The organism is Paenibacillus forsythiae T98, from assembly GCF_000520735.1.
Taxonomy (GTDB): domain Bacteria; phylum Bacillota; class Bacilli; order Paenibacillales; family Paenibacillaceae; genus Paenibacillus_AQ; species Paenibacillus_AQ forsythiae.
In genome coordinates this window covers 1-10,750 of the sequence record NZ_ASSC01000054.1, presented here as the reverse complement: position 1 = coordinate 10,750, position 10,750 = coordinate 1, and the positions used below count along the sequence as shown (strand labels likewise).

Below are 10,750 nucleotides of genomic sequence, written 5' to 3'. Positions count from 1 at the left end.
CCTTCGTCTACTGCGTATCCTCTCTTGGAGTAACCGGGGAACGTTCCTCCTTCCATGAAGACGTGGACCGGTTTATTGCATCCGTCCGCCAGGCGACGGATCTTCCGGTAGCCGTCGGATTCGGCATTTCCACTCCCGAGCAGGTCGCCAGATTTGCTAAAATCTGCGATGGCGTAGTCGTCGGGAGCGCTATCGTCCGCAAGATCGAGGAGGTTATCTTTCTTCTTGAAGATCCTGCGAAGCGGGCCGAAGGACTGTTGCAAATCCGCGATTTTGTGTCACAATTAAGACCATAGCTTTAGCACATAGATATTTACCGAGAGAGAGGACCGCTCATGAAGCCGAAACCCCATATCGTTGGCCTTCCGGTTTACAAGCCCGGCAAGCCTATAGAAGAAGTGAAGAAGGAATACGGTCTTGAGGACGTTATCAAGCTGGCCTCCAATGAGAATCCGTACGGCTCTTCACCGAGCGCAGCAGCCGCCATCCAGGCGGAACTGGGCAATCTCAGCCTTTATCCGGACGGCTCCGCCGCCGAATTGACCGCCGCACTGGCTTCTCACCTGGGCGTCGGCAGCGACAATATCATTTTCGGCTGCGGTTCGGACGAGATTATCGCGCTGATCGCCCGTGCCTTCTTTCTGCCCGGTGACGAGACGATTATGGCCGACCAGACCTTCTCTGTCTACAAAAGCAACGCGGATATCGAAGGAGCGGTGAGCATCGAGGTGCCGCTGATTCAGGGCGCCCATGATCTGGATGGAATGCTTGCCCGCATCACCGGCAAGACCAAGGTAATCTGGGTGTGCAACCCGAACAATCCGACGGGTACGATTGTGACCGGATCGGCGCTGACCGCCTTCCTGGACGCGGTCCCGGACCGCGTGATGGTTGTGCTTGACGAGGCTTACTACGAGTACGTGACCGATCCGTCCTACTCCGACGGCATCAAGCTTCTGGATCGTTACCCGAACCTTGTTGTGCTGCGTACCTTCTCCAAGATTTATGGGCTGGCGGCGCTGCGGATCGGATACGGAGTAGCCAGACCCGAAATTATCACGCTTATTAATCAGGTGCGCGAGCCGTTCAACACCTCCCGTCTTGCGCAGGCCGCCGCGATTGCGGCTCTGGGGGACCGGGGCTATGTGGAGGAATGCCGCCGCCTGAACAGCGCCGGCATTGTACAGCTTCAGGAGGAATTCAATCGGCTTGGCCTGGAATACTTCCCGGCGCACGGGAATTTCATCATGGTTGATGTCCGCGTGCCTGCGCTTGACATTTTCGAGCTGCTTCTGCGCAAAGGCGTTATCGTGAGAGCCGGACACCGCCTTTATCCTACCTATATCCGGGTTACCATCGGCTCGCAGGAGCAGAACAAGGTCTTTATCCAGGCTTTGGAGGCTGCGCTCAAGGAGCAGGGAGTTCGGGCATAGCACGGACTTGGCAAGGAATTTACAGAAGGCGAGTTGTTTAAAGACATGACGACAAAGATTGCAATATTCGGCGTCGGGCTGATCGGCGGTTCCCTGGCTCTGTGCTTCAAGGGCAGAGAAGGGCTGAATGTGGTGGGACACGCCCACCGCCCGGAGTCGGCGGCCAAATATGTAAGCAGAGGCGTAGTCGACAGCGCGACGCTGTCTTTTGAAGAGGCGGCGCTGGGCGCCGACTTTATCTTTTTATGCGTTCCCGTCGGGATGCTGGAAGATTATTTGCACAGACTGAGCAAGCTGCCGCTGAAGAAGGGCTGCATCATTACGGATGTGGGCAGCACCAAGGCGAGCATTGCCGCCTGCGCGGCTTCGATTGACTTGCCGGACGTTTATTTTATCGGCGGTCATCCGATGGCCGGCTCGGAACGCTCCGGTGTGGAAGCCGCCTCGTCGCTGCTGTTCGAGAACGCCTATTATGTGCTTACGCCGCCCCCGGAAATCCCGGAAGAGGCTTATGAAGCCCTGAAGGCGCTGCTGGTACATACGAGAGCGCAGATCGTCCGTCTGAACCCCAAGCGGCATGACGAGATTGTCGGAGCGATCAGCCATTTGCCCCACATTATCGCCGTAGCGCTCGTGAATCAGGTTCACGGCTATGACTCCGCCGATTCGCTGTACAGCACGCTGGCTGCGGGAGGATTCCGTGATATTACTCGGATTGCGTCAAGCGAGCCCGTGATCTGGCGCGATATCTTGCTGAACAACCGCACGGTGATGCTCGGGCTGCTGAAGGATTGGAATAAAGAGGTTTCTTCTTTCGTGCAATTGCTGGAAAATGGCGACGGAGAGGGGATCGAGAAGGCGTTTGAGGAAGCGGGCGCATTCCGCAGCAAGCTCCCCGAGCGGCGCAAGGGCATGATTACCCCGCTGTTCGATCTGCATATCGACGTTCCCGACCATCCCGGCATCATTGGACGGATCGCAACGGAGCTTGGCGACCAGGGCATCAATCTGAGCAATGTGCAGATTATCGAGAGCCGGGAGGACGTTCCGGGCATTATGCGCCTGTCCTTCCGTCAGGAAAGAGACATGGAACGCGCCAAAGTGCTGCTGCAGCGGCATGACTACACGGTGTACGTTTAAATAAACAATGTGCAAGGCCGGGCCGAAGCCCGGCTTTTTGTGATGCCGCAGGTTCATGCAGGGTTCGGCTGTCCAGCCCGCGTCAGGAAGCAGGGGCAAAAAAAAGACCGCTTACAAATAAGCGGCCACAGCTCACCGTATTGGGAACTGTACAGTCTTGGATAGGAGTGGAGAGAAACCATACTGTACTTTTATTATATGTATCCGTTTACATTTTGTCAACGCTTTCATTGAAGTTTTTTGACTTTTGCGGCAATAGTCTATTTATGTCATTGGAAAACGAATTGTGGTACAATAGGAAAAGTATTTTTATAGAGTCGTGCATTTGTAACCAAACGTCCGAATTTTCACAGTTCGTCGTCAGCTTTGAGGAATATACATAGAAACCGTATGGTAACCCGGTTTTTTCATAAACAACCGCAACTTTTTTGATCCTGTCCGGTAATAATGATTACCACGACGGGATATGACGCGCTATGGCGAGGAGGAAACGCCCACCATGACGGATTCCCAGTTAATCCAGCAAATCAAGCAAGGAAACACCGAACTTTATTCAGAGCTCATGCGGCGCTATCAACGCAAAATACTGGCATTTGTCTATCATATGTTGAAGAATTCCCAAATGGAGCTTATCGCCGAGGATCTGTGCTCGGAGACGTTCTACAAGGCCTTCCGGAGCCTTCATTCCTTTCGTGAGGTCGATGCGTCCTTCTCCACATGGCTGTACACCATCGCCCGCAATACCGTGCTTAGCGAGCTTCGCAAGAATCGCGGCGGCAATGTATCGCTTGAAGAAAGCGGCTATACGCCCGTTGCGCCGCTGGAAGTGGCGCCGGAGCAGGCCGTGCTGCGGAATGAACGGATGAACCTTGTGCGTAAAGCCATCAACAATCTGCCGGAAAAACAGCGGTCCGCGCTGATTCTCCGCGAGTACGACCAAATGGACTACCAGGAAATCGCAACGATTCTCGATCAGAGCGTCAGCTCGGTCAAATCGCTGCTGTTCCGTGCCAGAAGCAGCGTTAAGCTTCAGCTTGAATCCTATTTCTATGAGCCTGCCTACGAACATCAGCATGAGAGGATGAAGAGCCAATGAACTGCAGAGAAGCGCAGAATCTGATTCCGCTTCTTTGGGATGCTCCTCCCGGTACCCCGGAGCGAATTCGTCTATTGCAGCACATCTCCGGCTGCTCCTACTGCTCTGCCGAATGGGAGATGTGGCAGGAAAGCGGCCGGCTCATTCAGGACATGAAGGCCGAGGTCAGCGAGGAACGCGCCGAAGCCGTTAATGCCCGGGTAATGGAACGTATTTACCTGGAAAGCCCCTGGCTGATGCCGGGGGACGGCAAGTCAGCCGGCAAGCCCGGCATCTTCCGCCGGCGGCTCAGCTTGTGGATCGCCTGTTTTCTGGCGGTATTCCTGTGCAGCTTCCTGTACTATACAATGATTCAGACGCCGGATAATACCATGATGGCGCAGAGTGGAATCGTGCCGACCGGAATTGCCGGTTCGTCGGATGACTGGCAGTCTGTCTATCCGGTCGCATCCGGAGGCAGTCAGATTATCGAGCCGCTTGTCGTCAGCATGGGGCCGACCCATCCGCAATACTGGATGGTGCTGTCGATGCTGGGAGTGGCATTGTCCATCTTTTCGCTTGCCCGGCTGAACCGGTACCGCAGACATTGAAAGAGCCTTCTTGGACAATCAAGAGGGCTCTTTCAATGTTCTTTCGCGTCTTTACGGGCCAAACCTGGAGACATTTAAGCTCATCCATGGTACAGTAAGAAAAAAATATACGGAAAAGGATGGGAGTAACTCATGTTGATCGGTCTGATACGCCATGGACAGACGGACTGGAATGCAGCTGGCCGGATTCAGGGACAAAGTGATATCCCGCTTAACGGCGAAGGACGAAGACAGGCGGAAATGCTGGCAGAACGGCTTCTGAGGGAACCGTACCGCTGGGACTCTTGTATTACAAGCGGCCTGTCCCGGGCTGAGGAGACCGGCCGGATTATTGCCGCACGGCTCGGCCTTCCGCTGCTTGAGCCTGACAACCGTATAAGGGAGCGGGCCTACGGGCAGGTAGAAGGACTTACGCCGGATGAGCGCGAAGCCAAGTGGGGCAAGGAGTGGAATCTGCTCGAACTCGGCCAGGAGAAGGATGAACAGCTTCAGGCGCGGGGGCTTGCCTTTATGGAGGACTTATCCGCGAAGCATCCGGACCGGAATTTGCTCGTTGTATCGCATGGCGGGTTTCTCGCCCAGCTCTATATCGCGCTTTACAAAGATAAGTTCACCCAGCGGCTTGGCAATCTTTCCCTGACGATTCTGGAGAAGACAGAACGGGAATGGAACCCGCTCCTGTACAACTGCACCCGGCATATCCTGCAAAATCAGCGTTAACCCGATCGCCTTCGGGTTATTTTTTTTGGGAAAAATGGAATAAAAAAAGCCATACATCCCATAATGGTATTAAAACGGCGAGGCGATGAAGATGAATCTGGCGGATATGCTAAGCTTTGCGGACATGAGTCAACTGACGGCCATAGCAGGCCGCTACCAGTGCGAATGCAAGCCAAATTCCAAGCATGACCTGATTCAGACCCTGCTTATAACGCTTGGGAGCAAAGACTTTATGGAAGCGCAAGTGAGAGAATGCTCCCGGGATGATTTGCGGTTTCTGAATACCCTGCTGTTTGACGAAAGAAGCTATCTTACTCTTGAAGATTTGCTTGCCGCAGCGAGAGCTTCGTCGCTTGAGACCCAGCCCGGAAAAAATGGAGGCTATCGAGATACGGTCACCCGGTTCAAAAACGGAGGCTGGCTCTATAACGGGGCCTCTCAGCATACCCGGTACTTGTTTCAGGTTCCGAAGGATCTTAAGGAACGCTTCCGTGACCGGATGGCGGCAAGGATTAAGGAAGGGCTGGAAACGAGCGGGGAACCGGGCGTGTACAGGGAGGAAGGCCAACTGGCGGCAGCCGATTTGCTGACCCTGCTGCATTTTGTCCTGGAGAACGAGCCGGAGTTGAATCTGGAAGGCGCTATGTACAGGAGATGTCAGCAACAACTGATGAACAGCCTGCATATTTCCGAGCCGCTTCTCGGAAAGGGAGGGTGGAGGTTCGGCTACGGCAGAGCCTGTGAGCACTATCCGTCAAGACTGGCCTTGCTTTATGACTATGCGCGCCACCGGCGGTGGATCGCGGAAGAAGAGCACAGGCTCAAGCTGACGGGTGCGGGTACTGCGGTGTTAACAGAAGCAAAATACGAATCCGTGTTGCAGATTTTCTCCTTTTGGTTAAGACTTTATAAAGGCGCGATTCCAAATCTTCCATCACTCGTATATTGGATCAGTGTCAGCGCTTGCGACTGGGTGACTGTTAAATCTTTGCAAGATGCGCTGGGCTGGCTAATCAAGCCGTTTTATTACGACGATGCCGATTCGATTTTGGAGAAACGCATTCTGCGTATGATGCTGCATCTGGGAATGCTCAAGGTTGGAGAAGCGGCTGAAGGCCCTGTCATCAGAATGACGGATTGGGGCATGGAAAGCGCACAGTCCAAACAGATTCTTGTATAGAGTGCCAAGAGAGCTGTGTAAGGCCGCATCACCGACAAGACTTCCTGCTGGATGCCAAGGGGGGAAGAGCTTTGCGGATTGCGTATGGTAATTACATACCGCAGCTTCATCCGTTCATGTATGTAGCCGAAGAAGCAAAACGGGTCGGTGCCAGAACTCAGCATATGTTCCACGCCGTCCATAGCTGCAGATAGGTAAAGGAACATTAATGGAATGGGCGCGACCTGTGTTGAACGAAGCAGAGATTGGTGAATATGCTTTAGTAGGAGCCGGTTCAATTGTAACCGAAAACAAAAATTCCCCTTACACCCTTTCCCTCGGATCTTTCGGCCAAGGCAGTACGGGAATTAACCGGACCAGGATCTGCTCTGAATGGCGTGAACAACTGCCAGTTATGTGGAGAAGGGAAAGAACACGGATGAACATAAACAGCGGAGGTGTATTCGAATGGACAAAATGAAGGCAACCTATGAAGTGATGTTGGGGCTCGCGGCAGAAATGGTGTGGGACGAAGCGCTGCGCAAGCGCCGGTGCGCCATCTTGTACCGTGAGATTGACATAGCGCTGGCAATCGGCGACGAGGAAGCATTCCGTAACCTGACAGAAGAGCTGAAAAGTTTGGCATAAATAAGGTGCGCCCGGCGGCGCATCTTTTTTAAATATAGAATTTTGCGTCCGCCAAGGACGCCCGTCAAGCGTTTCTTCTTGTGTGAAATGTTTCTCACTTGCAGAATATCGCGGGGAAAAGGGGGCGCTTCGGATGAAATTCAGCGATTTTGACAGCCGCAGTTGGGAAGAGAAGAGCGGCTTTTTCGATACCTGCCTTATTCCGTTCACAGGATTGACAGGGCGGGAATCGCCGCCCCAGGCGGTGGAGAAATTGGAGAAGCTACGGGACTATATCGACGGAATCGAACGTCTGTTCAAGGGGCGGATCGTAGTATACCCGGCAATACAGTATGATTCGGATAAAAAAGAAGAGATAATAAATGAAATATGTCATAATGTAAAATCCAGTAATTTCCGCTATGCCATTGTGCTGAATGCGGGGGGAGCCCTGAGTGCCGAAGGTATTTTGGAAAGCGATTTACTCATTGATATTAAAGGGTTTTTGGATGATAATAGGGTTAGGGGAATTGCGCTTGCAGCGCAGGAAATACAGAGAATATGGCAAAAAGATATGAAATGAAAGTATGTCTAAAAATCAACAATTTAATTGACGCGTTACAGAAGCTAAGCTATGATGAGTCTGAGTGGATATATATGTTATTTAAGTAATTGTAAACGATTAACTGTTGCTTTCGAAGCGCTTTCCCAAATCCGAAGCAGGGGGTAAACGCAAGCAATGAGCAGCCACAACGAGCATCAGGACCAATCGGTCAATCGTCCGCCCAGCCGCAAAGAGATGTCCCGCAGACAATTTCTGACTTACACGCTCGGAGGCGCCACCGCTTTCATGGGAGTGGGGGCCATTCTGCCCATGATCCGTTTTGCAGTGGACCCGATACTACATAAGAAGGGCGCGGGAGATTTCATCAAGGTGGCCGAAGTATCCAAAATAACGGATGAGCCACAGGAATTCACCTTTGAACTGAAGCAGCAGGACGGATGGTACGCCAGCACGGCGACTCTGACCGCCTGGGTTCGCAAGAATGACCGGGGAGAAATTTATGCGCTTTCACCGATCTGCAAGCATCTGGGCTGCACGGTCGGATGGAACAACAACAAGGCGACTCCGGACGAATATCATTGTCCCTGCCACGGCGCGCGTTATACCAAGGAGGGCAGGAATTTGGCCGTCGCGCCGAAGCCGCTCGACCAGTACAAGACGAAAATCGAAAATGGCTGGGTATACCTCGGCGATATCGTGCCGAATACCGAGGCCGCCAGGGAGGCGTAACCGCCGATGTTTAAAAATATCTACAACTGGATTGACGAACGTCTGGATATTACGCCGATCTGGAGAGATGTGGCCGATCACGAGGTTCCCGAGCACGTTAACCCCGCGCATCATTTTTCCGCATTCGTGTACTGCTTCGGCGGCTTGACCTTTTTCATAACCGTTATTCAAATTCTGTCCGGCATGTTCCTGACCATGTACTATGTTCCGGACATCATCAACGCTTACGCCAGCGTCGAATATTTGCAGACCAAGGTCGCCTTCGGGCAAATTGTCCGCGGCATGCACCACTGGGGAGCCAGTCTTGTTATTGTCATGATGTTTCTGCATACGATGCGGGTGTTCTTCACCGGCTCGTACAAGGCGCCGCGCGAGATGAACTGGGTGGTCGGCATGCTTATTTTCTTCGTGATGCTCGGTCTTGGACTTACCGGCTATCTGCTGCCCTGGGACAACAAGGCTTACTTCGCCACAAAAGTCACGCTGGAAATTGCCAATTCAACGCCCGTCTTGGGTCCGGTGCTGAAGGAGTTGATGCAGGGCGGCGATATTGTCGGCGCGGAGACCTTGACGAGATTCTTTGCTCTCCATGTATTCTTTCTCCCGGCCCTGCTGCTTATACTGCTCGTTGGACATTTCATCATGATCCGCAGACAAGGCATTTCCGGCCCATTGTAAACGGCATCCGAAGAGAGGAGGACATAAGGTGGCTCATAAGGACGGCTCCAAGGAAAAAATCGTCTATGTCGGCGATTCGCGCGTCAGGCGGGGAGACGGCTTCATTCCGCCTGCCGACTATACAGCCTATCCCGGGAAGTCGGAGGCGTTCATCCCGAACTTCCTGCTTAAGGAATGGATGGTCGGCGTTGTGGTGCTCGTAGGCATTCTGGTGCTGACGATTTCGGAGCCAGCGCCGCTCGGCTTTCCCGCCAACGCCTCCGCGACGGTCATCCCGGTTCCCGACTGGTATTTCCTGTTCTTGTACCAATATCTGAAGCTGCCCTACGCCTCGGGAGACTATATCGTTCTCGGAACGCTCGGGGTGACGGGCGTAGCGTTCGGCTCCCTTCTGCTCGCCCCCTTTCTGGATACGGGCAGCGAGCGCAGGTTCTACCGCAGACCGATCGCCTCCTCTCTGATGTTTCTGTCGCTCGCGGCTATTATCTACCTGACGAACACGGCCTGGACGGAATACAAGCATGAAATGGCGGCTACGGGTCAGATTCCCGAAGATGTCCAGCGTGAGGAGAAAGCAGCCGAGAACCGGGCACAGGGGCTTCCGTCCGGCGGCGCCGCCCAGACGAAGGAAATCGCCATCGTGGACAAGGAAGATCCGGCGATGGCCGCCTATCAGAAGGCCGGCTGCATCGCCTGCCACGCCGCCGATCTGAAGGGCGCGGCCGGGCCGTCTCTTCGCGGTGTCGGCGACACTCACGACAAGGAGGGCATCCTGTCCATTATTAAGGAAGGCTACAATAACAAGATGCCGCCCATGTACGATACAGCCATCAACGCAGGGTTAACCGATCAGGATATCGACCATTTGGCGGAATGGCTTGCGAAACAAAAATCCGAAGTAGTAGAATAAAGATAATGTCGCAGAACCTGATCGATATCGGTGGTCAGGTTTTTGTATGCTCTGGGGAGGCTAACGTGTCGATTGTTGGAATGAAGCTGGACAAGCTGCTAAAGCGCCGGGCTATCATCTGGCTGCTGCTGGCGGTCAATATCCCGGGAACGATTTACGGATACATATGGTATGGCAATCAATTGGCCTATACGGCGGCTCATTATCCAAGCTGGCTTCTGCCGTTTGTGCCCGACAGCCCGACGGCAAGCCTGTTCTTTACGCTGGCGCTGATTCTTCTTCTCTATCCGCCGAAGACGATGGCAGGTATGGCGGCGAGGGCCTTGATTGAGGCGCTGGCGGTTGTAACCTCCGTCAAATATGGCATTTGGGCGGTAGCTATCATCCTGGCGGGCGGCTATCAGGGAGGAACGATTGGATGGCAGGATTGGATGCTGATAAGTTCGCACGCTGGAATGGCCGTGGAGGCGCTGCTTTACGCAAGGTTCTTTATTTGCCGGAGGATGCTGCCGCTGGCGCTGCTGTGGACTCTGCTTAACGATACCGTCGATTATTCCTGGGGGGTTTATCCCTGGCTCCCCAAAGCGCTTGCAGACGATGTGCCGCAGGTGCAGACCTTTACCTTTCTGCTTACCCTGATCAGTGCGGCCTTCGCCTGGCTGGCTTCCGCAGGCATTAATTCAAGAAGGCCCAAATTAAAGTAAACAGGACGTTCTAACCCTTGTCCCTGCGCATACACATAAGGCAGGAGGGAGGGATGTCTCATGCTGCGCGGGAGGAATTGGATAATCCTAACGCTGGTTGTCCTGGCCTGCACGGCCGGATGGAAGGCGCCAGGCGCGTCGGGCTACAGCGGGGCTCCTGTCGGCGGAGCGGATTCCGGCCAGGCTCTGTCCCCGGCCGGGAGCACACAGTCGCCCGTTGCCGCCAGAGCCGACGCTCTGGAGCTGGAGCGGCAGGCCGAGGCGCTGTACGGCTATGTCACGGAAGGGAACATCAACAAGGCGAGGGAAACGACGGATGCGATTTCCAGACAGTTCGTGCAGTCTTCTTTCGAAGGCCTTACATCTGTGGAAGGCGTTAATGCGCTCTCGGGGGCGATC

The 10,750-nt window shown here is 53.9% G+C and carries 13 protein-coding genes and 2 pseudogenes; all 15 read left to right on the top strand.

Annotation, left to right across the window (positions count from 1 at the left end; translation table 11 throughout):
- Positions 1–296, top strand: a 296-nt coding sequence (locus tag L692_RS0102060) for a tryptophan synthase subunit alpha (protein WP_025696745.1), incomplete at its 5' end; no start/stop codon positions are given.
- Between the two features lie 39 nt (positions 297–335).
- Positions 336–1,433, top strand: coding sequence for a histidinol-phosphate transaminase (hisC, locus tag L692_RS0102055; RefSeq protein WP_025696743.1), 1,098 nt, complete (start codon positions 336–338; stop codon positions 1,431–1,433).
- Positions 1,434–1,478: 45 nt separating this feature from the next.
- Complete coding sequence (locus L692_RS0102050) at positions 1,479–2,573, top strand: prephenate dehydrogenase (protein WP_025696741.1); 1,095 nt, start codon at positions 1,479–1,481, stop codon at positions 2,571–2,573.
- 499 nt (positions 2,574–3,072) lie between these two features.
- Positions 3,073–3,669, top strand: a complete 597-nt coding sequence (locus L692_RS0102045; RefSeq protein ID WP_025696739.1) for an RNA polymerase sigma factor — start codon at positions 3,073–3,075, stop codon at positions 3,667–3,669.
- Positions 3,666–4,259 (top strand): anti-sigma factor, encoded by a 594-nt coding sequence (locus L692_RS0102040; protein WP_025696738.1) that lies wholly within the window; start codon positions 3,666–3,668, stop codon positions 4,257–4,259. Before L692_RS0102045 ends, L692_RS0102040 begins: the two co-directional genes overlap by 4 nt.
- 132 nt (positions 4,260–4,391) lie before the next feature.
- Positions 4,392–4,979, top strand: coding sequence for a histidine phosphatase family protein (locus L692_RS0102035; protein WP_025696737.1), 588 nt, complete (start codon positions 4,392–4,394; stop codon positions 4,977–4,979).
- 91 nt (positions 4,980–5,070) lie between these two features.
- Positions 5,071–6,159 (top strand): hypothetical protein, encoded by a 1,089-nt coding sequence (locus tag L692_RS0102030; protein ID WP_025696735.1) that lies wholly within the window; start codon positions 5,071–5,073, stop codon positions 6,157–6,159.
- Positions 6,160–6,349: 190 nt separating this feature from the next.
- Positions 6,350–6,570, top strand: a pseudogene (locus L692_RS33950) (LbetaH domain-containing protein); the annotation flags it as partial.
- 36 nt (positions 6,571–6,606) lie between these two features.
- On the top strand, positions 6,607–6,786 hold the full coding sequence (locus tag L692_RS0102025; protein WP_025696733.1) for an IDEAL domain-containing protein: 180 nt from the start codon (positions 6,607–6,609) through the stop codon (positions 6,784–6,786).
- A gap of 133 nt (positions 6,787–6,919) precedes the next feature.
- Positions 6,920–7,348 carry a DUF2487 family protein gene (locus L692_RS0102020; protein ID WP_025696731.1) on the top strand — a complete coding sequence of 143 codons (429 nt, stop codon included), beginning with the start codon at positions 6,920–6,922 and terminating at the stop codon, positions 7,346–7,348.
- A 156-nt stretch (positions 7,349–7,504) separates the two neighbouring features.
- Positions 7,505–8,059 carry a QcrA and Rieske domain-containing protein gene (locus L692_RS0102015; RefSeq protein WP_025696729.1) on the top strand — a complete coding sequence of 185 codons (555 nt, stop codon included), beginning with the start codon at positions 7,505–7,507 and terminating at the stop codon, positions 8,057–8,059.
- Positions 8,060–8,065: 6 nt separating this feature from the next.
- Positions 8,066–8,737, top strand: a complete 672-nt coding sequence (qcrB, locus tag L692_RS0102010) for a menaquinol-cytochrome c reductase cytochrome b subunit (RefSeq protein ID WP_025692687.1) — start codon at positions 8,066–8,068, stop codon at positions 8,735–8,737.
- 28 nt (positions 8,738–8,765) lie between these two features.
- Positions 8,766–9,647, top strand: coding sequence for a menaquinol-cytochrome c reductase cytochrome b/c subunit (locus L692_RS0102005; RefSeq protein WP_025696727.1), 882 nt, complete (start codon positions 8,766–8,768; stop codon positions 9,645–9,647).
- Between the two features lie 65 nt (positions 9,648–9,712).
- Positions 9,713–10,351, top strand: coding sequence for a DUF1405 domain-containing protein (locus L692_RS0102000; protein ID WP_025696725.1), 639 nt, complete (start codon positions 9,713–9,715; stop codon positions 10,349–10,351).
- Between the two features lie 60 nt (positions 10,352–10,411).
- Positions 10,412–10,750: pseudogene (locus tag L692_RS0101995) on the top strand (hypothetical protein); the annotation flags it as partial.

Coding starts and splice junctions, on each gene's coding strand:
- hisC (WP_025696743.1), top strand. CDS start 336: ATGAAGCCGAAACCCCATATCGTTGGCCTTCCGGTTTACAAGCCCGGC.
- L692_RS0102050 (WP_025696741.1), top strand. CDS start 1,479: ATGACGACAAAGATTGCAATATTCGGCGTCGGGCTGATCGGCGGTTCC.
- L692_RS0102045 (WP_025696739.1), top strand. CDS start 3,073: ATGACGGATTCCCAGTTAATCCAGCAAATCAAGCAAGGAAACACCGAA.
- L692_RS0102040 (WP_025696738.1), top strand. CDS start 3,666: ATGAACTGCAGAGAAGCGCAGAATCTGATTCCGCTTCTTTGGGATGCT.
- L692_RS0102035 (WP_025696737.1), top strand. CDS start 4,392: ATGTTGATCGGTCTGATACGCCATGGACAGACGGACTGGAATGCAGCT.
- L692_RS0102030 (WP_025696735.1), top strand. CDS start 5,071: ATGAATCTGGCGGATATGCTAAGCTTTGCGGACATGAGTCAACTGACG.
- L692_RS0102025 (WP_025696733.1), top strand. CDS start 6,607: ATGGACAAAATGAAGGCAACCTATGAAGTGATGTTGGGGCTCGCGGCA.
- L692_RS0102020 (WP_025696731.1), top strand. CDS start 6,920: ATGAAATTCAGCGATTTTGACAGCCGCAGTTGGGAAGAGAAGAGCGGC.
- L692_RS0102015 (WP_025696729.1), top strand. CDS start 7,505: ATGAGCAGCCACAACGAGCATCAGGACCAATCGGTCAATCGTCCGCCC.
- qcrB (WP_025692687.1), top strand. CDS start 8,066: ATGTTTAAAAATATCTACAACTGGATTGACGAACGTCTGGATATTACG.